Here is a 20171-nt window from a genome sequence, read left to right on the forward strand (position 1 = left end):
GCGTCGGCGCGGCGGTGGGACGTCAGAGGACCGCCCCGCCGGTCACCGGCGGGGCGGGAGGGTCACCCGTCGCGTGACGGGTGGACGGTGCCGGTCACCAGAGGCTCGACAGGCCGCCGGCGATCGAGGACACCAGCTCCTTGCCCTCTTCCGCGACCTTGTTGACCACGGGGGCCGCCTTCTTGAGGCCCGTGGTCACCAGCTTGCCCCGGCCGAAGGTGGCCAGGTTCAGGGCGGTGCCGCCGAGGGCCCCGATGAACTCACCGCTGCCGAAACCGTGTTCGATGCCGGTGAAGACGGCGCTCAGCGCGCCCGCGCCCACGGAGACCCAGGCGAAGAACGCGGCCCCCGCCGCCAGCGGAGGGAAGACCAGGCTGGCCAGGCCGAGGCCGGCGGCGATGAAGCCCGTGGCGACGCTGACCTTGCCCGCGGCGTCCGCCCACCAGCCGGCGTCCGACCACCAGTCCTCCTGCTCGGAGCCGGAACCGGTGCCGTTGGGGTGGACCTCGTCGTGGGTCTCGCTGTCGGCCGGGTTCCTGCCCTCCTGCCGTTCCCGCTTCGCCTTCTCGGCGGCCTCACGGGCGGCCTCGGCGATCTCGGCCTGGCGCTTCTGGGCGGCGACGTTGCGTGCCGCGCTGGCCGCCGCGGCCGCCGTCGCCTTGTCCTTGCCGGCCTGCAGGGCGGACTGGCGGGCACTGGCGGCCGACGCCTGGGCGCTGTGCGAGGAGGCCAGTGCCGAACGGGCCGCGTCCACGGCCTTGTTGGCGGAGTAGTTGGCCGACCTGGACGCGTTGCGCGCCGTCGCGGCCGCCGAGCTGGCCTGGTTCGCCGAGGCCTGTGCGTCCGCCGCGGACCGGTCCGCGGCGTCGGCGTTCTGCTTCGCCTGGTCGGCGTAGCCTTCCGCCTCACGCGCCGCGTCCACCGCCTTGTCGGCCCATTCCTGGGCCTCGGCGCCGGCCTTGCGGGCGTCCGCCGCCGCCTTCGACGCGAGGGCCGCGTTCTCCTGGGCCTTGTAGGCGATCTTCGCCCCGGCCGCGATGGTCCCGCGGATCGCCGCGACGTGGGTGGCGGAGTCGTGGTCGAGCTGAGCCGCCGTGTGCCGTATCACCTGGACGAAGTTCCGGCGCATCCAGGTCGGGCCCTCCAGGGCGACCTCGCCGTACGACTTGACGTACTCGCCCCCGGTCGCCACCGACGTCGCGGTCTCCACCGCGTCGTCCTCCCGCTGGGCCGCCGGGTAGGTCCGCTCGAAGAAGTCCTGCAGTGCCTCGGGGGTGTTCTTGTCCAGCGCGTCGTTGGCGGCCTTCTTGACGGCGTTGCCGGGATTGTCGTTGAGGATGCGGCCGATCTGGACCTTGTTGTCGTCCTGCGAGGCCCGGATCATCCCCGAGGTGAGGAAGTCGCCGATCGCCGCGGAGCTGGAACTCGACAGCGCGGTCTGCGCCGCCTCCGCGATGGCGGGGCTGGATATCTGGGCTATGTACAGGACCGTCTCGCGGTCGTCCTGGTTCTGGGCGATGCCCCGGTCGAGGTCGACCCAGGAGAGCACGTCGTCGTCGGTGCCGGCCAGCGCGTGCTGGGCGGCCTCCCGCGTCCACGCGCCCTTGGCCTCCAGCAGCCCGGTGGCGGCCTTGCGGCCCAGCGTGGCCGCGAGGGTCAGGTCGCCGGTCTCCCACAGGGCCTTCTCGGCCGCGGCGATCAGGTCCTTGAGGGCCTGTTCGGTCTGGGCCTCCTGGGTGCGCTTGTCCTCGTACTCGGCCCGCTCCTCGGCCTCGATCCCGGCCAACAGGCGGGCCTCGTCCATGCCCTGGAGCTTGTCCTGCTCCAGCCTGGACATCTCCGCCTCACGGGCCGCCTGTTCCACCGCCATGGCGTCCTCGACGGCCTTGGTGGCGGTGTTCGCCGCCTTCACCGCCTCGGCCGCGTGCGCGGTGGACCTGTTCGCGTAGTCGATGGCCTGACCGGCGAACTTCACCGCCTCCTCGGCGGCCTTGGCCGACTTCTCCGCGTGGTCGGCGGCGGAGTAGGCCGCGTCCCGGGCGGTGCGCGCGGCGGAGGCCGTCTTGTTGGCGAGCGCCTGGGCCGTGGAGGCGGCGTTGGTGGCGCGGTTGGCCGCGGTCGTCGCGATGGCCGCCTGGCGCTTGGCCTCGGCGGCCTCGGACCCGGCGGCCCCCGCGGCCGTGGCGGCCTGCGCGGCGGCGGTCGCCGCCGCGGCGGAGTTGCGCGCGGCGGAGGCGGCCGAGGAACCGGCGTTCGCGGCTTGCGCGGAGGCGGACGCGGCGTAGTCGGCGGCCTTGGCGGCGGTCCGGGCCTTCGCGGCCGAGTTGTACGCGGCGACGGCCGCGTCCTTGGCCGCCTTGGTCTTGTTGGCGTCCTTGGACGCGGCGATGGCGGCGTTGTAGGCGTGCGAGGCGGCATTGCCGGCCGTCGCGGCGGCCTGGGAGGCCGCGGCGGCCGCCCATGAGGCGCGGCGGGAGGCGGTGACGGCGGCGTTGGAGGCGCTGATGGCGTTGCGGGCGGCGTTGGCCGCGCCCTTGGCGGCGCTGGCCGCCTTGCGGGCGGCCGCGGCGGACTTCTTGACGTCCTCCTTGGCGGCCGCGGCCTCCGCGGCGGCCTTCTCGGCCGCTTCCTTGGCCTTCTCGGCGGCGGTCAGGGCGCGTGCGGAGGCCTCGACGGCCCGGTCGGTCTCGGCCTGGGCGCGCTTGCCCTCCCGCTCGACCACCGCGACGAGTTCCGCGATGGTCGCCGACTCCTGGTCCCGGGCCCGGGCGATGTGCTGGCCGGTGTCGAGGAACCACTGGACGTCCGTCGCCGTGCCGCTCAGGGCGCGGTCCGCGTACTTGCGCACCTCGGGCCCGGTGCCGATCAGCATCGAGGACACCTGGACCCTGGCGTCCTCCAGACGGGCGTCGTACTGGCCGTCGGTGAGGAAGCCCTCGAGCGCCTGCTGGGTGCCGGCGTCCAACGCGGCGGAGGCCGCCCGCTGGACGGCCTTGTCGCCGGTGGACGAGATGATGGAGGTCGCCACGCTCAGATCCTCGATCAGCGCGGGCTTGTACTGGTCGGCCAGGAAGGCGGCGATGGCCGCGTCGCCGTTGTCGAGGGCGGCGACCGCCTCGCGGCGCAGGCCCTTGCCGGCACGGGCCAGGTACCTGGCGACGGCGACACGGTTGTCCTCGGCGGTGACCTTCGGCAGCGTCTCGGCGAGGAACGTCACGACCTCGGCGTCGGTGCCGTACAGCGCGTAGGCGGCCGCGGCCTTGGTGGCCTTGCCGCCCGTCGTCCAGGCCTGGACGACCCTGGCCCGGTCGGTGTCGGGCAGGGTCGGCGGGACGGTCGGCGTGTCCTGTGCGGCGGCGCGCGCCGGGGGCGTCAGCGACAGGGGGGTGGCGGCGGCGGCCGTCACGGCGGCGGCCGCCCCGAGGAGCCGTCTGCGACTCCAGAACATCGTCTGCATAAGGGCGTTGTCCTCGCGGTCTGGTCGATGAAATGGCAGGGGCATGAAAACTGGAGTGACCCTATCAATGGCCGCCGGGAATGAAATCGCTTGGTGCCCCGACAAATTGACGGAACGACAGATCTGGCCGATGCGTGGCACCTACATGTCTTCACGAGTTCTCCACAGAGATTCGTACAACCTTTCCAGGAGGTGGCGAGAGTCACACGGAACCTACAACTCCGGTCCGTTTTGCTGGGGTTCGGAAGTGGACAGACACCGCTGCCGGGAGGTGGCATGGACAGGCTCAAGCGGAGATGCGGGAAAGGAAAGTGCTGTCCTCCCGTATTTCCGACGGGGGTTGGGGGCCCTCATTGAATTGCGGAGCCTTCATGCCTGTCACGGGGTCGGATGGCGGACATCCGGCCGGAGGAAAACGAATTTAGGACTGTGATGAAGGTACGCACCACCACCACGGTGAAGCCGCAGCGGAAGAGACTTGTGGCGCGCGCCCTGGGCGGCGCGCTGGTCGCCGGCGGCCTGGCATGGGCCGCGCTGGGCTCCGGCCTCCCGACGGAGACCGGCGGTCCCGCGGTGGCCGTGGCGGACGAGGCCCCGGGCTACGCGGTCGAGGACTTCGCCTATCCGCAGGCCGACAAGATCCTCGAGGAGCAGGGCATCGTCCTCAAGCGCGGGGACGGTCACATCACCCTGGCCGACTGCGCCGACGGCCCCGGCCTCCTGCAGGTCATGGCCCGGCGTGAAGCGGAGACGATCTGCTTCAAGACGGTCGGCAACTCGGGGTGGCTGACGCTCGAGATCCCCGCCGTGTACGTCATGCGGGGCAACGACTACGACACCCAGGTGGACATGACCGTCGGGGACGAGGAGAAGTCCTTCGACCTGGAGAAGAACACCTGGACCTCGGTGGGCGAGAGCGCGGACGAACAGGGCCGTGAACACCTGCTCGTGGAGATCAGGACCACCAAGTAGCGCCCAGCCGAGTCCCCTTGCCGAGACCTGCCACCGAGGAACCTGAACTGATGCGACACACCAGACCCGTGCGCCTCGCCGCACTGGCCGCAGCCCTGACCGCGGGACCGGTCGTCATGACCGCCGTTCCCGCCACCGCCGTGACGGGCCCCGCCTCCGCCTCGTCCGACACGACGCACGCCTACACGGCGCAGGTCGTCGTCGGTGACCACGACCGCGGTTGCTCCGGCGTCCTGGTCGACACCGAGTGGCTGCTCACCGCGGCCAGCTGCTTCGCGGACGACCCCGCCGCGAGCCTTGCGGTGCCCGCGGGCAAGCCGCAGCGCAAGACCACCGCGACCGTCGGCCGCGCCGACCTGTCCGGCACCGCCGGCGCGGTCCGCGAGGTCGTGGAGCTGGTGCCCCGCACCGACCGCGACGTCGTCCTGGCCCGGCTGAACCGCCCGGTCGCGGGCGTCACCCCCCTCGCCCTGGCCACCACCGCACCCGTCGCGGGTGAGGAGCTGACGCTCGCCGGGTACGGCCGTACCAAGACCGAGTGGGCGCCGCTGAACCTGCACACCGGAACGTTCTCCGTGGACGCCGCCGCCACCACCACGGCGACGGTGACCGGCAGGGACGGCGTCTCCGCGTGCATGGGCGACACCGGCGGACCGCTGGTCCGGGTGGCCGGCGGGACCCACCGGCTGGCCGGCCTCAGCAGCCGCTCCTACCAGGGCGGTTGCTTCGGCATCGACGCCGCCGAGACGCGTACCGGCGGCATCGTCACCCGCGTCGACGACCTGGGCTCCTGGGTGGCGTCCAAGGTGGGCGCGACCCGCGTCACCGACTTCAACTGCGACGGTGTGGAGGACATCGCCGTCGCCGACCCGGAGGCGGCCGTCGGCGGCGACGCCAAGGCGGGCCTGCTCCGTCTCGTGTACGGCGGCGGCAAGGGCAGCGCCGAGATCAACCAGGACCTCGACTGGGTCCCGGGCGGGGCCGAGGCGAACGACCTCTTCGGCCAGGCCATCGCCACCGTCGACTACGACGAGGACGGCTGCACCGACCTGGCCGTGGGCTCGCCCGGCGAGAACATCGGCGATGCCGTGGACGCGGGCATGGCCGACATCCTGCACGGCGCCCCCGGCGGCCTCGGCACCGGTGCCAAGAAGGACACCCACTTCGAGCAGGCCACGGGCAACGGCTCGATCAGCGCCTCGACCCCCGAGACCGGGGACCTGATGGGGCAGGCCATGGCCGCGGGCACCACCGCCGCCGGCGAGCCCTTCGTCGTGATCGGTGCGCCCGGCGAGGGTCTCGGCACTGCGGCGAAGGCGGGCGAGGCGTTCTACGTCCGCGGTGGCACCAACGTCGCCGTCCACCAGGACAGGCTGGACGTGCCCGGAGCGGTGGAGGCCAACGACGGCTTCGGCGCCGTGCTGGCCGCCGACACCAACCACGTGGCCATCGGGGCTCCGGACGAGAACATCGGCGGCGACGACGCGGCCGGCAACCTCGCCGTCTTCTCCCACACCCTGAACAGCGAGAAGAGGCCCACCCCGCTGTTCGGCCTCGACCAGGACCTGGACACCGTCCCGGGCGGCGCGGAGGCCGGCGACCGGTTCGGCGCCGCCCTGGGGCTGGCTCCCTACCGCGCGTCGGGAGCGGCGACCGCCGCCGAGTCGATCCTCGCGGTGGGCTCGCCGGGCGAGGCCCTGACGGTGGACGGCGTCAGCAAGGCCCAGACCGGTGGCGTGATGACCTTCCGCGTCAACGCCGCCGGCGGCTACACCAAGCTCGAGGGATACGACTCGGGCACCGCCGACGACGACGTCTCCGGCACCTCCGAGGCCGGTGACCACTTCGGTGCCGCCCTGAGCGTCGTGAACACCGCGCCGCGGGCGGTCAGCACCGTCGCCACGATGAAGATGGCCGTCGGTGTCCCGGACGAGGCCATCGGCTCGGAGACGAGCTCCGGCGCCGTCCACGTCTTCTCGCTGCTCGGCGCCCCCGGCGCCAACGACAAGTGGATCGAGTCCGGCGACGGCGACGGCATCCCCGGCGCCCCGAAGGCCAAGCAGTACCTCGGCCGGAGCATCCACTTCACCGGCACCCGCCTGTACGTCGGCATGCCCTACGGCCCGAGCGCGTACGGCGCGCTCTACGCCCTGCCGATGTCCAACGTGACCGTGGGCCAGCCGATCGCCCCGGTCACCGTCCACCAGCCCGGTCAGGGCGGTCTCCCGGCCGCCGGCGTCCGCTTCGGGCACGCCGCTCGGTAGTCCGTACAGCAGCAGTTCTCAGTCGGCCGTGGCGTCCAGCGCCACGGCCGACGCGTTTGCGGGCCGCGGTACACCCGTCGGATCGAGGACGAAGAGCGCGACGCCCAGCGCGTCGGCGCGTCGGCGGGCCTCCTCGGCGTAGCCGGCGAGGGAGAAGAAGACGCAGCTCGCGGACTCGGCCATGCCCGTGAGCCACAGGCACTCCACGTCCCGTGCCGAGGCCGGGCCCACCGCCGGGTCCACCTGGACCACGATCCCGGGCGCCGCCAGCCCGATGCCGGACACCGGCGGCTGCTCCGCCCGGCGGACGTCCCGGTGCCCCAGCCCGCGCAGGTACAGCACGGCGGCGGTGACGGCGTCGCGGGCGGTGCGGATCGGCACGGACCGGTGGGCCGGGACCCGCGATCCGGGGGTGCGCCCGGACCGCCCGTCGGCTTTCCGGTCCACCGGCACGCACAGCACCGTCCCGCAGGGGCAGCCCAGCTCCGGCCGCGGCCAGCGGCTCTCGGTCCCGCAGGCCGCGCAGCGCACGCCGATCCACTCCTCGTCCCACGCCCGGTGGGTGACCGCGGTCGCGGTCCCGCGCGGATCGAGCGCCGGGGCGACGGGCGCCCCGCACGCGCAGGGGTACGACGGTGCCGTGTAGCGGTGCCGGCGCCCGCAGGCGGTGCAGCACACCGGGACGGTCTCGGACATGCCCCCATCGTCCTCTCTTGACGGTCCTCGGCCGCCCACTTACATTACTTCCAGATCGTAGAAACAAAATTCCGCAATATGGAAGTCGCTACGGAAGAAGCTCACCGCGGGGCGCGACGGGAGTGCGAATCCGACAGCCGAAGCAGGAGTACTCGATGGCTCGTATGACCGCTGCCCGAGCGGCAGTTGAGATCCTCAAGCGCGAGGGCGTCACCGACGCGTTCGGTGTGCCGGGCGCGGCGATCAACCCCTTCTACGCGGCGCTCAAGGCCTCCGGCGGCGTCCACCACACCCTCGCCCGGCACGTCGAGGGCGCCTCGCACATGGCCGAGGGCTACACCAGGACCCGCCCGGGCAACATCGGTGTCTGCATCGGCACTTCGGGACCGGCCGGCACCGACATGATCACCGGTCTGTACTCGGCGATCGGCGACTCGATCCCGATCCTGTGCATCACCGGCCAGGCGCCGACCGCGGTGATCCACAAGGAGGACTTCCAGGCCGTCGACATCGCCTCGATCGCCAAGCCGGTCACCAAGATGGCGGTCACCGTCCTGGAGGCCGCGCAGGTCCCCGGCGTGTTCCAGCAGGCCTTCCACCTCATGCGCTCCGGCCGTCCCGGCCCGGTCCTCATCGACCTGCCGATCGACGTCCAGCTCACGGAGATCGAGTTCGACCCGGACACCTACGAGCCGCTCCCGGTCTACAAGCCGGCCGCTTCCCGTGCCCAGGTCGAGAAGGCGATCGGCATGCTGAACGCGGCCGAGCGCCCCCTGATCGTGGCCGGCGGCGGCATCATCAACGCCGACGCGGCCGACCTCCTGGTGGAGTTCGCGGAGCTGACCGGCACCCCGGTCGTGCCCACCCTGATGGGCTGGGGCCTGCTGCCCGACGACCACGAGCTGAACGCCGGCATGGTCGGCCTCCAGACCTCGCACCGCTACGGCAACGCGACCTTCCTGGAGTCGGACTTCGTCCTCGGCATCGGCAACCGCTGGGCCAACCGCCACACCGGCAAGCTGGACGTCTACACCGCCGGCCGGAAGTTCGTCCACGTCGACGTCGACCCGACCCAGATCGGCAAGATCTTCGCCCCGGACTACGGCATCGCCTCCGACGCGAAGGCCGCCCTGGAACTGTTCGTCGAGGTCGCGAAGGAACTGAAGGCGGCCGGCAAGCTGCCCGACCGATCCGACTGGGCCGCCTCCGCCCAGGAGCGCAAGGCCACCCTCCAGCGCCGTACGCACTTCGACGACATCCCGATCAAGCCGCAGCGCGTCTACGAGGAGATGAACAAGGCCTTCGGTCCCGAGACCCGGTACGTCTCCACCATCGGCCTCTCCCAGATCGCCGGCGCCCAGATGCTGCACGTCTACCGCCCGCGGCACTGGATCAACTGCGGCCAGGCCGGCCCGCTCGGCTGGACCGTCCCGGCCGCGCTCGGCGTCGCCAAGGCCGACCCCGAGGCCCAGGTCGTGGCGCTCTCCGGCGACTACGACTTCCAGTTCATGATCGAGGAACTGGCCGTCGGCGCGCAGCACAAGATCCCGTACGTCCACGTCCTGGTCAACAACTCCTACCTGGGCCTGATCCGCCAGGCCCAGCGGGCGTTCGAGATCGACTTCCAGGTCAACCTGGAGTTCGAGAACATCAACTCGCCCGAACTGGGCGTCTACGGCGTGGACCACGTCAAGGTCGCCGAGGGCCTCGGCTGCAAGGCGATCCGGGTGACCGACCCCGGCGAGCTGGGCGCGGCCCTGGAGCAGGCCAAGAAGCTCGCCGCCGAGCACCAGGTGCCGGTCGTCGTCGAGGCGATCCTGGAGCGGATCACCAACATCTCCATGTCGGGGACGAACGACATCTCCAACGTGGTGGAGTTCGAGGAGCTGGCCACGGAGCCGGGGCACGCCCCGACCGCGGTCAGGACCCTGAAGGCCTGACCCGCACCACCCGCACGGCCTGAGGGCGAGGGCGGTCCGTCACCGTGACGGACCGCCCTCGCGCGCGTCCGGGCGGCTCAGTCCCCGCCGCCCCCGCCGCCCGAGCCGCAGCCGCCCCCGTGGCCCGCGCCCCAGTCGCCCGTGAGCGAGTCCTCGTACTCGTCGCGCCACCTGAGGAACCTGCCGCGGCCCAGGGAGAAGCGCACCCCCTCCGTGGAGCCGCCCGGGTCCGTGAGCCCGGCCCGCAGCGCGAAGCGCGGCAGCAGCATGCGCAGGGCGGCGTCGCCGTGCAGCGCGACCGCGAGCAGCGTGTCGTCGTCCGTGAGCCCGTGCCGGACCCTCGGCAAAGGGTTCCGCGCCCGCCAGAACTCCACCCGTCGGCGGGCACCCCGGGTGGGGCCGAGTCGCGGGTGGCGCAGCAGCCCTTCCTCCGCGAGCGGGATGCGCGCCAGCGCCAGCGCCAGGCGCACGTCCGGATGCCGGACCAGGCCGCGGGCGGTGCGCGGCTCCCGCAGGCAGTCCAGGACGGTGCCCTCGAACGGCCCCAGCCCCTCCGGTTCCGGCCCCGTGGCGCACAGCGTCCTGCGGGGGCCGATCTCCAACGCCCCCCGCAGGTGCAGGTCGACCACCGCCACCGTCACCGCGGCCCGCGGCCCGCCGCCCAGCAGTGCGATCTCGTACGGCTTCCGGCCGATCTCCGTGCCACCGTCCATGCCCTCACCCCCGTGTGCCCGGGGTTGTGCCCGGCCCGGGGGGCGGTTCAAGCGCGCGGCCGCGTTCTCAGAGGAAGACTTGAGGGAGCCGGACGCGCGGTCAGGCCGGAGGGGGCTCCTGGCGCTCCTGGTGCTCGTGCAGCCCCGGCCAGTCGTCCGGGCCGCCGCCCCGCCACTCGACCAGGTCGCTGTCCTCGACGGCGGTCACGTAGAGGTCGGCCAGCCGCAGCAGCTCGGCGACGTCGTCGGCGTGCGAGGCGACGCCGAGGGTCTCGTCGCCGGAGGTGACCCGGCGGGAGCCGTCCAGCGCGGGGGAGTGGACCACGATGTGCGGGTGCTCGGGTGGGTGTGCCATGCCTTCAGGCTGCTGCGCGGGCCCGCGTTCCGCACCCCGGCGGTCAGGACGACCGGTGGAGGCCCGCGCGTGCACGCCGAAGAGCGCCGGATGCGGGACCGTCCGCATCCGGCGCTCATCGGCCGGTGAAGGTTCTACCGTTCTTCACGTGGTGTCCGTCCGACAGCGCGAGGCTGGGCGCGACAGGTCGTTCGCGCCGCCGGACGGAGTCATGGGCCTCTGGCGTGCAGAGGCGGGTGGTGGCTGGGACCGCGACGGTGCGACGGGTCCGGAACGCCTCTCCCCTCAGGTCGTAGGAGAAGCTCCGGGCCCTTCACCACCGCACTGGCTCGCAGGCCGTCGCGGTCCTCGCCCTTCCCGCGCCGGCGCCGGGCGGCCACCCCTCATCCGGGCCGCTCCGATGCCCGCGCGGGCCGCGCACACGGTCCCGGCCTCCCCGCCGGGTCCCGTGCGCGAGCCTTGCGGTCAGTCCTCGCGCAGGGCGCGGACCGCCTCTTCCAGGCGCTTGCCGTACTCCGGGTCGGCGGCGTGGAAGTGCGCGAGGTTCTTCTCGACCACGTCGTTGCGGGAGACCTGGGACAGGCCGCCGGCGAGGTTCGCGATCAGGCGCTGCTTCTCGTCCTCGGACATCAGGCGGTACAGCTCACCGGCCTGGTAGAAGTGGTCGTCCTTGGTGTGCAGCGGTGTCTCGTGGGTGCCGGTGTGGCCGGACACCGGCAGCGGCGAGGCCAGCGGGCGGCCGGTCTCGACCGGGCCGTCGTACGAGTTCGGCTCGTAGTTCTTGGCGCCGCGGCCCTGGGGGTTGGACGCCATCAGGCCGTCCCGGCCGTAGTTGGCCGCACCGCCGGGCACCGCCTTGGGGGCGTTCACCGCGAGCTGGGTGTGGTTGACGCCCAGGCGGTAGCGGTGGGCGTCCGCGTAGGCGAACAGCCGGCCCTGGAGCATCTTGTCCGGGGAGGGGCCGATGCCCGGAACGAAGTTGTTCGGGGAGAAGGCGGCCTGCTCGACCTCGGCGAAGACGTTGTCCGGGTTGCGGTCCAGCACGAGGCGGCCCACGCGCCGCAGCGGGTAGTCGGCGTGCGGCCACACCTTGGTCACGTCGAACGGGTTGAAGCGGTAGTTCGCCGCCTCGGCCACCGGCATCAGCTGCACGTGCAGCGTCCAGGACGGGAACACGCCCCGCTCGATCGCCTGCACCAGGTCCGTCTGGTGCGAGGTCGGGTCCTCGCCCGCGAGCTTGGCGGCCTCGTCGGCGGTCAGACAGCGGATGCCCTGGTCCGTCTTGAAGTGGTACTTGACGAAGAAGGACTCGCCCCTGCCGTTCGTCCACTGGTAGGTGTGCGAGCCGAAGCCGTCCATGTGACGGTACGAGGCGGGGATGCCGCGGTCGCCCATCAGCCAGGTCACCTGGTGCGTGGCCTCGGGGGCGTGGGCCCAGAAGTCGAAGACGTTGTCCGGCTCCTGGCGGCCCGAGAACGGGTCGCGCTTCTGCGAGTGGATGAAGTCGGGGAACTTGATCGGGTCCTTGATGAAGAACACCGGGGTGTTGTTGCCGACGAGGTCGTAGTTGCCCTCCTCGGTGTAGAACTTCACCGCGAAGCCGCGCGGGTCGCGGACCGCGTCCGCGCCGCCGAGCGAGTCGGCCACGGTGGAGAAGCGCAGGAAGACCTCGGTGCGCTTGCCGACGGTGTTCAGGAAGTCGGCATGCGTGTAGCCCGTGACGTCGTCGGTCACCTCGAAGTGGCCGTAGGCGCCGGAGCCGCGGGCGTGCACCACGCGCTCCGGGATGCGCTCGCGGTTGAAGCGGGCGAGCTTCTCCAGGAGGTGCTGGTCCTGGATCAGCAGGGGGCCGCCGACGCCGGCGGAGGCGGAATTCTGGTTGTCTGCGACCGGGGCGCCGGACTCCGTGGTGAGAGTCCGCGTCGTGAGCACGCGCTGCGACATCGGGGACCTTCCGTGCGAGGGGTCAGCGGAAAACAACTTCCGCTTCGTGGAGCCTAAGTTCGGGTGAAGGGCACGTCAACAGTTTGTTGAAGTGGGATCCGGGCGGCGTCGCCGCTCGGGCGCGACAGGACAGGTGTCAGCGACGGCGCCGCCCGGAGGTCTCGTGGTCCGGGCCGGTCAGACCTGGGAACCGGAGAGGCGCTCCACGGCGCGCAACAGGGCCGAGTGGTCCAGGCCGCCGTCGCCCTGGGCGCGCAGGGAGGCGACCAGCTGGGCGACCACGGCGCCGACCGGCAGTGCGGCCCCGACGTTGCGGGCGGCGTCGGTGACGATGCCCATGTCCTTGTGGTGCAGGTCGATGCGGAAGCCCGGCTTGAAGTCGCGGGCCAGGAAGTTGTCCTTCTTCCGCGTCAGCACCGTGGAGCCGGCCAGCCCGCCGTTGAGGACGTCGAGGGCGGCCTTCAGGTCCACACCGGACTTCTCCAGGAAGACCACGGCCTCGGCGCACGCCTGGATGTTCACGGCGACGATCAGCTGGTTGGCCGCCTTCACGGTCTGGCCCGAGCCGTGCGGACCGCACAGCACGATGGTCTTGCCGAGCGCCTCCAGGAGCGGCTTGGCCTCGTCGAAGTCGGCCTGCTCACCGCCGACCATGATGGAGAGCACGGCCTCGATGGCGCCGGCCTCGCCGCCGGAGACGGGGGCGTCCAGCACGCGGACGCCCTTGTCCTTGGCGGCCGCGGCCAGGTCGACCGAGGTCTGCGGGGTGATCGAGGACATGTCGACCAGCAGGGCGCCGGACCTCGCGTTCTCCAGGATGCCGTCGGGACCGTAGGCGATGGCCTCGACCTGCGGCGACGCGGGCACCATGGTCACGACGACGTCGGCGTCGCGCACGGCCTCGGCGATCGAGCCGGCCGCGGTGCCGCCGGCGGCGGCCAGGCGGTCGAGCTTGTCCTGCTCCAGCGTGTAACCGGTGACCTGGTAACCCGCCTTGATCAGGTTCTCCGCCATGGGGGAGCCCATGATGCCGAGACCGATCCAGGCGACCTTGGGGAGGGTGCTCATGATGGGTGCCTCTCTGAAAAAAGTGTTCTGCGGGGTGGCGCTCAGCGGGCCGCGCGGGCCTCGGCCGGCAGCCAGGAGAAGGACGCGGCGCTGGGGGCGTCGACCGGCTTGTACTCCAGGCCGACCCAGCCGTCGTAGCCGGCCTTCCGCAGCCGGTCGAGCAGCTCCTCCAGCGGGAGGGTGCCGGTGCCGGGGGCGCCGCGGCCCGGGTTGTCGGCGATCTGGACGTGGCCGGTCTTCGCGGCGTACGCGTCGATCACCTGCGGCAGGTCCTCGCCGTTCATGGACAGGTGGTAGAGGTCCATGAGGAACTTGGCGTTGCCGAGTCCGGTGGCCTCGTTGACCTTGTCGACGACCGTGACGGCGGCCGGGGCCGACACCAGCGGGTAGAGCGGCGACTCGGGCTTGTTGAGCGCCTCGATCAGCAGGACCGCGCCGATCCGGTCGGCCGCGCGGGCGGCGAGGACCAGGTTCTCCAGGGCGAGCCGGTCCTGCTCGGCCGGGTCCACGCCCTCGACGCGGTTGCCGTACAGGGCGTTCAGGGCCGTGCAGCCCAGCGACTTCGCGAAGTCGGCGGCCACGTCGATGTTGGCGCGGAACCGGTCCGACTCCTCGCCCGGCACCGACAGGGCGCCGCGGTCGGGGCCCGGGAGCTTTCCGGCGTAGAAGTTCAGCCCGGTGAGCTGGACGCCCGCGTCCTCGATCGCCTTCTTCAGGGCGTCGAGCTCGGACTGCTCGGGGGTGGGCGAGTCGATCCAGGGCCACCACAGCTCGACCGCGGTGAAGCCGGCCGCGGCGGCGGCCGCGGGGCGCTCCAGGAGCGGGAGTTCCGTGAAGAGGATCGACAGGTTGACGTTGAAGCGCTGGTCTGCGAAGCCCATCGGGTGCCGCGCTCCTTCCGTTTCGATCGTAATCCGCCGTCTTCCGTATGGCGGAAGTTCGTTTCTGCTTAATGGAAGATTGCCGGTGGAGCTTCCTCCTTGTCAAGAGGGGGCGGCGGAAAACGGGCACCGCGCGTTAGGTTGACCGCGTGCGATTGAGAGTGGAGTTCACGACCGAGCCCTTCGACCTCGACGAGGCCCCCGCGCACGCGGTGGTCGCCCGGGAGGTCGTCGAGGCGGCGGAGCTGGACGAGGTCGACGTCGGCCCGTTCGGCAACACCGCGGAGGGCGGCGCCGACGCGGTGCTCACCGCCGTGGACGCGCTGCTGCGCCGTTCCCTGGAGGCGGGCGCCACCCGGATCTCCCTCCAGGTCAACGTGGTCGGGGAGGGCGAGCGGTGACCGGGCCGGGGGAGGAGCCCTTCATCGCGGCCGTGAAACCCCTGGTCGACGCCATCGGCGGCGAGCTGCTCCCGGCCGACGAGGCCGGCCAGGACGACGTCGTGCTCGCCTGGGAGGGCGCCGAGGTGGTCGCCGTGCGGCTGCCCCAGCTCGCGGACTCCCTGGACCACATCCTCGCCGCGCTGGAACGCCGGCAGGGCAGGCCGCTGTCCGAGCTGGACCGCCGGGCCAAGCAGGAGGTCGTGCGGATGCTGGAGGCCCGGGGGGCCTTCTCCGTGCGCCACGGAGTGGAGACCGTCGCGGGCGCGCTGGGCGTCAGCCGCTTCACCGTCTACAACTACCTCAACCGCGAGAAGGGTGCCTGATCGGACAGAAGGTGTCTGACCAGGCGCGACCTCCTGAACGGCAAGCCGCCGCCCGGTGACCGGGCGGCGGCTTTCGTCACCCCGAATTTTCAACAAAGTGTTGACGCGTTGTTTCCGAGGGCGTTAGCTATCGGCACGCCCGTTCAGCACAAGGCCACGGAGGCTCCCGTGACGTCCACTTCCGCGTCGGGCCTGGCCCGTCTCAACGCCCTCGAGGAGTCCGCGGCGCTCGCCGAACTCCACGAGGCGTGTGCCTCCACGGCGTGGGCCCGGCACCTGCTCGCCGCCCGCCCCTTCAGCACCGTCGAGGACCTGTTCACCGCCAGTGACGCCGCCATGGCCGAGCTGACGGCCGAGGACCTCGCCGAGGCGATGGCCGGGCACCCGCCGATCGGCCGCCCCAAGCCGGGCGACCCGACCTCGTCCCGCGAGCAGGCGGGCATGGCCGGCGCCTCCGACGACCTCAAGACGGAGATGCTCGAACTGAACCTGGCCTACCAGGACAAGTTCGGCCACGTCTTCCTCATCTGTGCCACCGGCCGGACCGGCGAGCAGATGCGGGACGCGGTCAGGGAGCGGATCGGCAACCCGCCCGAGCAGGAGCGGGAGATCGTCCGCACCGAACTGGGGAAGATCAACCGCATCCGCCTGAACCGACTCGTCGAACAGGACGCCTGACCATGAGCACCAGCACCACCGCCTCCGTGTCCACGCACATCCTGGACACCAGCGTCGGCCGCCCCGCCGAGGCCGTCGCCGTCCACCTCTCCGCCCGCGCCGGGCAGAAGGCGGACTGGCACGAGCTCGGCGGCTCCGCGACCGACGCGGACGGCCGGTGCAAGGACCTCCCGGCCCTGCCGGAGGGCACCACACACGTGCGCCTCGACTTCGACACCGAGACGTACTTCGCCAAGAAACAAGCCGCGGCCCAGCAGGACGCCCCCGCGCTCCGGGACAGCGAGAACGGCCGGCCCGTGTTCTTCCCCGAGGTCACCATCACCTTCGCGGTGGTGCCCGGCGAGCACTACCACGTTCCGCTGCTGCTCAACCCGTTCGGCTACTCCGTTTACCGAGGGAGCTGACCGACACATGACCCGTTTCGTCCTGGGACAGAACCAGTACGGCAAGGCAGAGAACCGCGTCGTCAAGATCACGCGCGACGGCGACACGCACCACATCAAGGACCTGAACGTCTCCGTCGCCCTCTCCGGCGACATGGAGGAGGTCCACCGCAGCGGGTCCAACGCGAACGTCCTGCCGACCGACACCACCAAGAACACGGTGTTCGCCTTCGCCAAGGAGCACGGGATCGAGAGCGCCGAGGACCTCGGCGTCAAGCTCGCCCGCCACTTCGTCGACAACAACGAGCCGATCCACCAGGCCCGCATCCGCATCGAGGAGTACGGCTGGGAGCGGATCGAGACCTCCAAGGGCGGCGCCCGCTTCGTCGGCTCCGAGGAGATCGCCCACTCGTTCGTCCGCACGGGCCAGGAGACGCGCGTCGCGCAGATCACCTACGACGGCCACGGCATCCAGGTGCTCTCCGGCTTCAAGGACCTCACCGTCCTGAACTCGACCAACTCCGAGTTCTTCGGCTACCTGAAGGACAAGTACACCACCCTCAAGGAGGACCACGACCGGATCCTCGCCACCACCGTCTCCACCTGGTGGCGGCACAACTGGGACGGCGTCGACTCGCACGCCCCGGACTGGGACCGCTCGTACAACGGTGTGCGCAAGCACGCGCTGCAGGCGTTCGCCGAGACCTACTCGTACTCGCTGCAGCAGACCCTCTTCGAGATGGGCGTGCGGGTGCTCAACTCCCGTGACGAGGTGGACGAGATCCGCTTCTCCATGCCCAACAAGCACCACTTCCGCTCGGACCTGTCGCCCTTCGGGATCGACAACGAGGCCAAGGACGGCGCCGTCTACTACGCCGCCGACCGCCCCTACGGCCTGATCGAGGCCACCATCCTGCGCGACGGCGCCGAGCAACTCATCCCGGTCGACATGACCAACCTCTGACGCGGAAAGCGCGCCCCCGGCCCTCCGTCCGGACCCGGGGGCGCGCCACACCGGAGGAAACACCATGGCACTGCCTGCGAAAGGGCCCGCCAAAGGCCTGGATTCCACCCCGCCGGAGCACACCGAGGACGCCGTCACGTCCGTGCACCCGGTGGACGAGAAGCTCCACCCCTCGCGGCTCGTCCCCGCCGCGCTCCAGCACATCGCCGCCATGTACGCGGGTGTTGTCACTCCTCCGCTCATCATCGGCCAGGCCGTCGGCCTCGACGTCGAGGGCCGCACCCGGCTGATCGCCGCGAGCCTGCTCATCGCGGGCGTCGCGACCCTGCTCCAGACGCTCGGCGTCAAGGGCTTCGTCGGCAACCGCCTGCCCTTCGTCAACGCCGCCTCCTCGGCCGGCATCGCGCCCATCCTCGCCATCGCCGAGACGAACAGCGACGGCAACCAACTCCCCGCCATCTACGGCGCGGTCATGGTCGCGGGCGTCTTCTGCCTCGCCGTCGGCCCGTTCTTCGGCCGGCTGCTCCGCTTCTTCCCGCCCCTGGTCACCGGCGTGGTGATCACCCTCATCGGGGTCACCCTGATGCCGGTCCCGGTCGGCTGGGCGCAGGGCGGCGACGAGACCGCCGCCGACTTCGGCTCCATGGGCAACCTCGCGCTCGCCGCGTTCACCCTCGCCGTCATCCTCGTCATGCAGCGCTTCGGCGCTGGCTTCCTGAAGCAGGTCGCCCTGCTCGTCGGCCTGCTCGTCGGCACCCTGGTCGCCATCCCGGCCGGCATGGCGGACTTCAGCGCCCTGAAGTCGGCGCCGGTCGCGGCCCTGCCCACCCCCTTCGCCTTCGGCGCCCCCGAGTTCCAGCCCGCGGCCATCCTGTCGCTGTGCATCGTGATGCTGGTCCTGATGACCGAGTCCAGCGCCGGCATGCTCGCCCTCGGCGAGATCTGCGACCGCCGCGCCGACGCCAAGGTCATCACCCGCGGCCTGCGCACCGACGGCCTCGCCACCCTGATCGGCCCCGTCTTCGGCGGCTTCCCCACCTCCGCCTTCGCCCAGAACGTCGGCGTCGTCTCCCTCACCCGGGTACGCAGCCGCTACGTCGTCGCCGTGGCGGGCGCCACCCTGCTGGTCCTCGGCGCCTTCCCGGTCCTCGGCGCGGTCGTCTCCCTCGTCCCCATGCCGGTCCTCGGCGGCGCGGGCATCGTGCTCTTCGGCTCGATCGCGGTCAGCGGCATCCGCACCCTGTCCGAGGCGGGCCTCGACGACAGCTCCAACATCATCCTGGTGGCCGTGGCCCTCGGTGCGGGCATCATCCCGCTGGCCGCGCCGACCTTCTACGCCGAGTTCCCCGCCTGGGCGCAGACCGTGCTCGGCTCCGGCATCAGCGCCGGCGCGCTCGTCGCGGTCACGCTCAACCTGTTCTTCCACCATCTCGGCACCCGGAGCCGTCCGACGGCTCCGGCACTCAAATCCTCCTAGGGTCCTGCCGTGCCCTCCCCGTGGGTACTCACCCACCCGCCCACGGGCCCCACTGAAAGACAAGGAAGCAGCATGGCAGCATCATCGGCAGCCGAGCGCGTGGTGATCGAGAACTGCGCGATCGCCACGGTGGACGCGGGGGACACCGAGTACGCCTCGGGCCACGTCGTCCTCGCCGGCAACCGGATCGAGTCCGTCGGCGCGGGAGCGGCGCCCGAGGGCCTGAAGAACGTCGTACGCCGGATCGACGCGACCGGCCACCTGGTCACGCCCGGCCTGGTCAACACCCACCACCACTTCTACCAGTGGATCACCCGGGGCCTGGCCACCGACCACAACCTGTTCAACTGGCTGGTCGCCCTCTACCCGACCTGGGCGCGCATCGACGAGCCGATGGCGTACGCGGCGGCCCAGGGCTCGCTGGCCATGATGGCCCGCGGCGGTGTCACCACCGCCATGGACCACCACTACGTCTTCCCGCGGGGCTCCGGCGACCTGTCCGGCGCGATCATCGGCGCCGCCCAGGAGATGGGCGTCCGCTTCACCCTCGCCCGCGGCTCCATGGACCGCGGCGAGTCCGACGGCGGGCTGCCGCCGGACTTCGCGGTGGAGAGCCTGGACGGTGCGCTGGCCGCCACCGAGGCCACCGTCAAGGAGCACCACGACGCCTCCTTCGACGCGATGACCCAGGTCGCCGTCGCCCCCTGCTCCCCCTTCTCCGTCTCCACCGAACTGATGCGCCAGGGCGCGGAGCTGGCCCGCCGGCTCGGCGTACGGCTGCACACCCACGGTTCGGAGACCGTGGAGGAGGAGAAGTTCTGCCACGAGCTGTTCGGCATGGGCCCGACCGACTACTTCGAGTCGACCGGCTGGCTCGGCGAGGACGTGTGGATGGCGCACTGCGTCCACATGAACGACTCCGACATCGCCGCCTTCGCGCGCACCAGGACCGGCGTCGCCCACTGCCCCTCCTCCAACGCCCGCCTGGCCGCCGGGATCGCCCGGGTGCCCGACATGCTCGCCGCCGGAGTTCCGGTCGGCCTCGGCGTGGACGGCACCGCCTCCAACGAGTCCGGTGAACTCCACACCGAGCTGCGCAACGCCCTGCTCGTCAACCGCCTCGGCGCCCACCGAGAGGCCGCGCTGAACGCCCGCAAGGCGCTGTGCCTGGGCACCTACGGGGGCGCGCAGGTCCTCGGCCGTGCCGCCGAGACCGGCTCCCTGGAGGCGGGCAAGCTCGCCGACCTGGTGCTGTGGCGGATGGACACCCTCGCCCACTCCTCCATCGCCGACCCGGTGACCGCCCTGGTCTTCGGCGCGGCCGCCCCGGTCACGGCGTCGTTCGTCAACGGCCGCCAGATCGTCGAGGACGGCCGGCTGCTGACGGTCGACGAGGACGCCATCGCCCGCTCCACCCGGGACGAGGCGCAGCGCCTGGCGAGGATCGCCGGACAGGCCTGAACGACCCACAGTTGAACACCACTTGATCTCCGGCCGAGAGGGACGGCTTTCGGCCGGTAGCCGTGGACCCGAGCGGGGTCCATGGCGGCCGTCTCCGGGGGCGTGCGTCCATACGCACGCCCCGGGAGCGGTCACCGTTTCCCCAGACGGTC

At 71.8% G+C, this 20171-nt stretch carries 17 protein-coding genes; 10 read left to right on the top strand and 7 right to left on the bottom strand.

Features of this window, described 5'->3' with window-relative positions:
- Nucleotides 1-94: 94 nt before the first annotated feature.
- On the bottom strand, nucleotides 95-3457 hold the full coding sequence (locus ACZ6EG_RS12235; RefSeq protein WP_469603944.1) for a hypothetical protein: 3363 nt from the start codon (nucleotides 3455-3457) through the stop codon (nucleotides 95-97).
- Nucleotides 3458-3889: 432 nt separating this feature from the next.
- On the opposite strand from ACZ6EG_RS12235, the gene ACZ6EG_RS12240 reads away from it, so the two are divergent.
- Together ACZ6EG_RS12240 and ACZ6EG_RS12245 are read left to right on the top strand one after the other, a co-directional pair.
- Complete coding sequence (locus ACZ6EG_RS12240) at nucleotides 3890-4429, top strand: hypothetical protein (protein WP_391968511.1); 540 nt, start codon at nucleotides 3890-3892, stop codon at nucleotides 4427-4429.
- Nucleotides 4430-4479: 50 nt separating this feature from the next.
- Complete coding sequence (locus ACZ6EG_RS12245; protein WP_391968510.1) at nucleotides 4480-6693, top strand: trypsin-like serine protease; 2214 nt, start codon at nucleotides 4480-4482, stop codon at nucleotides 6691-6693.
- Nucleotides 6694-6711: 18 nt separating this feature from the next.
- On the opposite strand, the gene ACZ6EG_RS12250 is transcribed toward ACZ6EG_RS12245, so the two are convergent.
- Nucleotides 6712-7389, bottom strand: coding sequence for a hypothetical protein (locus ACZ6EG_RS12250; protein ID WP_391968509.1), 678 nt, complete (start codon nucleotides 7387-7389; stop codon nucleotides 6712-6714).
- A 155-nt stretch (nucleotides 7390-7544) separates the two neighbouring features.
- Between ACZ6EG_RS12250 and gcl the strand changes: the two genes are divergently transcribed.
- A complete protein-coding gene (gene gcl / locus ACZ6EG_RS12255; RefSeq protein ID WP_391968508.1) occupies nucleotides 7545-9329 on the top strand; it encodes a glyoxylate carboligase in 1785 nt (594 codons plus the stop codon).
- A gap of 77 nt (nucleotides 9330-9406) precedes the next feature.
- On the opposite strand, the gene ACZ6EG_RS12260 is transcribed toward gcl, so the two are convergent.
- The 5 genes from ACZ6EG_RS12260 to ACZ6EG_RS12280 form a co-directional block, all read right to left on the bottom strand.
- Entirely contained in the window at nucleotides 9407-10042 is a 636-nt protein-coding gene (locus tag ACZ6EG_RS12260; RefSeq protein ID WP_391968507.1) for a TIGR04222 domain-containing membrane protein, read from the bottom strand.
- Nucleotides 10043-10142: 100 nt separating this feature from the next.
- Nucleotides 10143-10397 (bottom strand): hypothetical protein, encoded by a 255-nt coding sequence (locus tag ACZ6EG_RS12265; protein WP_391968506.1) that lies wholly within the window; start codon nucleotides 10395-10397, stop codon nucleotides 10143-10145.
- A 465-nt stretch (nucleotides 10398-10862) separates the two neighbouring features.
- A complete protein-coding gene (locus ACZ6EG_RS12270) occupies nucleotides 10863-12341 on the bottom strand; it encodes a catalase (protein ID WP_469603951.1) in 1479 nt (492 codons plus the stop codon).
- 177 nt (nucleotides 12342-12518) lie between these two features.
- On the bottom strand, nucleotides 12519-13409 hold the full coding sequence (locus tag ACZ6EG_RS12275) for a 2-hydroxy-3-oxopropionate reductase (RefSeq protein WP_469603954.1): 891 nt from the start codon (nucleotides 13407-13409) through the stop codon (nucleotides 12519-12521).
- A 41-nt stretch (nucleotides 13410-13450) separates the two neighbouring features.
- Nucleotides 13451-14290 carry a TIM barrel protein gene (locus ACZ6EG_RS12280; protein WP_469603958.1) on the bottom strand — a complete coding sequence of 280 codons (840 nt, stop codon included), beginning with the start codon at nucleotides 14288-14290 and terminating at the stop codon, nucleotides 13451-13453.
- A gap of 149 nt (nucleotides 14291-14439) precedes the next feature.
- Here ACZ6EG_RS12280 and ACZ6EG_RS12285 point away from each other — a divergent pair, with 149 nt between their 5' ends.
- The 7 genes from ACZ6EG_RS12285 (at nucleotide 14440) to ACZ6EG_RS12315 (ending at nucleotide 20019) form a co-directional block, all read left to right on the top strand.
- A complete protein-coding gene (locus ACZ6EG_RS12285; protein ID WP_217141660.1) occupies nucleotides 14440-14691 on the top strand; it encodes a thiamine-binding protein in 252 nt (83 codons plus the stop codon).
- Complete coding sequence (locus tag ACZ6EG_RS12290) at nucleotides 14688-15056, top strand: helix-turn-helix domain-containing protein (RefSeq protein ID WP_366766382.1); 369 nt, start codon at nucleotides 14688-14690, stop codon at nucleotides 15054-15056. The genes ACZ6EG_RS12285 and ACZ6EG_RS12290 overlap by 4 nt, the downstream gene beginning before the upstream one ends.
- Before the next feature lie 168 nt (nucleotides 15057-15224).
- Nucleotides 15225-15734 (top strand): 2-oxo-4-hydroxy-4-carboxy-5-ureidoimidazoline decarboxylase, encoded by a 510-nt coding sequence (gene uraD / locus ACZ6EG_RS12295; protein WP_391968503.1) that lies wholly within the window; start codon nucleotides 15225-15227, stop codon nucleotides 15732-15734.
- 2 nt (nucleotides 15735-15736) lie between these two features.
- Entirely contained in the window at nucleotides 15737-16138 is a 402-nt protein-coding gene (uraH, locus tag ACZ6EG_RS12300) for a hydroxyisourate hydrolase (RefSeq protein ID WP_356607224.1), read from the top strand.
- 7 nt (nucleotides 16139-16145) lie between these two features.
- On the top strand, nucleotides 16146-17081 hold the full coding sequence (gene pucL / locus ACZ6EG_RS12305; protein WP_391968502.1) for a factor-independent urate hydroxylase: 936 nt from the start codon (nucleotides 16146-16148) through the stop codon (nucleotides 17079-17081).
- A gap of 64 nt (nucleotides 17082-17145) precedes the next feature.
- The gene (locus ACZ6EG_RS12310; protein WP_391968501.1) at nucleotides 17146-18558 is read left to right on the top strand and encodes a nucleobase:cation symporter-2 family protein; all 1413 of its coding nucleotides are present in this window, start codon (nucleotides 17146-17148) and stop codon (nucleotides 18556-18558) included.
- A 72-nt stretch (nucleotides 18559-18630) separates the two neighbouring features.
- Complete coding sequence (locus ACZ6EG_RS12315) at nucleotides 18631-20019, top strand: 8-oxoguanine deaminase (protein ID WP_469603965.1); 1389 nt, start codon at nucleotides 18631-18633, stop codon at nucleotides 20017-20019.
- The last annotated feature ends 152 nt before the right edge of the window (nucleotides 20020-20171 follow it).

It is taken from the genome of Streptomyces sp. NPDC041968, assembly GCF_055589025.1.

Bases quoted from the DNA above. Each gene is read 5' to 3' on its own strand.
- ACZ6EG_RS12270 (WP_469603951.1), bottom strand. From the start codon at position 12,341: ATGTCGCAGCGCGTGCTCACGACGCGGACTCTCACCACGGAGTCCGGC.
- ACZ6EG_RS12275 (WP_469603954.1), bottom strand. From the start codon at position 13,409: ATGAGCACCCTCCCCAAGGTCGCCTGGATCGGTCTCGGCATCATGGGC.
- ACZ6EG_RS12240 (WP_391968511.1), top strand. From the start codon at position 3,890: ATGAAGGTACGCACCACCACCACGGTGAAGCCGCAGCGGAAGAGACTT.
- gcl (WP_391968508.1), top strand. From the start codon at position 7,545: ATGGCTCGTATGACCGCTGCCCGAGCGGCAGTTGAGATCCTCAAGCGC.
- ACZ6EG_RS12235 (WP_469603944.1), bottom strand. From the start codon at position 3,457: ATGCAGACGATGTTCTGGAGTCGCAGACGGCTCCTCGGGGCGGCCGCC.
- ACZ6EG_RS12280 (WP_469603958.1), bottom strand. From the start codon at position 14,290: ATGGGCTTCGCAGACCAGCGCTTCAACGTCAACCTGTCGATCCTCTTC.
- ACZ6EG_RS12260 (WP_391968507.1), bottom strand. From the start codon at position 10,042: ATGGACGGTGGCACGGAGATCGGCCGGAAGCCGTACGAGATCGCACTG.
- uraH (WP_356607224.1), top strand. From the start codon at position 15,737: ATGAGCACCAGCACCACCGCCTCCGTGTCCACGCACATCCTGGACACC.
- ACZ6EG_RS12250 (WP_391968509.1), bottom strand. From the start codon at position 7,389: ATGTCCGAGACCGTCCCGGTGTGCTGCACCGCCTGCGGGCGCCGGCAC.
- ACZ6EG_RS12245 (WP_391968510.1), top strand. From the start codon at position 4,480: ATGCGACACACCAGACCCGTGCGCCTCGCCGCACTGGCCGCAGCCCTG.
- ACZ6EG_RS12315 (WP_469603965.1), top strand. From the start codon at position 18,631: ATGGCAGCATCATCGGCAGCCGAGCGCGTGGTGATCGAGAACTGCGCG.
- ACZ6EG_RS12310 (WP_391968501.1), top strand. From the start codon at position 17,146: ATGGCACTGCCTGCGAAAGGGCCCGCCAAAGGCCTGGATTCCACCCCG.
- ACZ6EG_RS12265 (WP_391968506.1), bottom strand. From the start codon at position 10,397: ATGGCACACCCACCCGAGCACCCGCACATCGTGGTCCACTCCCCCGCG.
- pucL (WP_391968502.1), top strand. From the start codon at position 16,146: ATGACCCGTTTCGTCCTGGGACAGAACCAGTACGGCAAGGCAGAGAAC.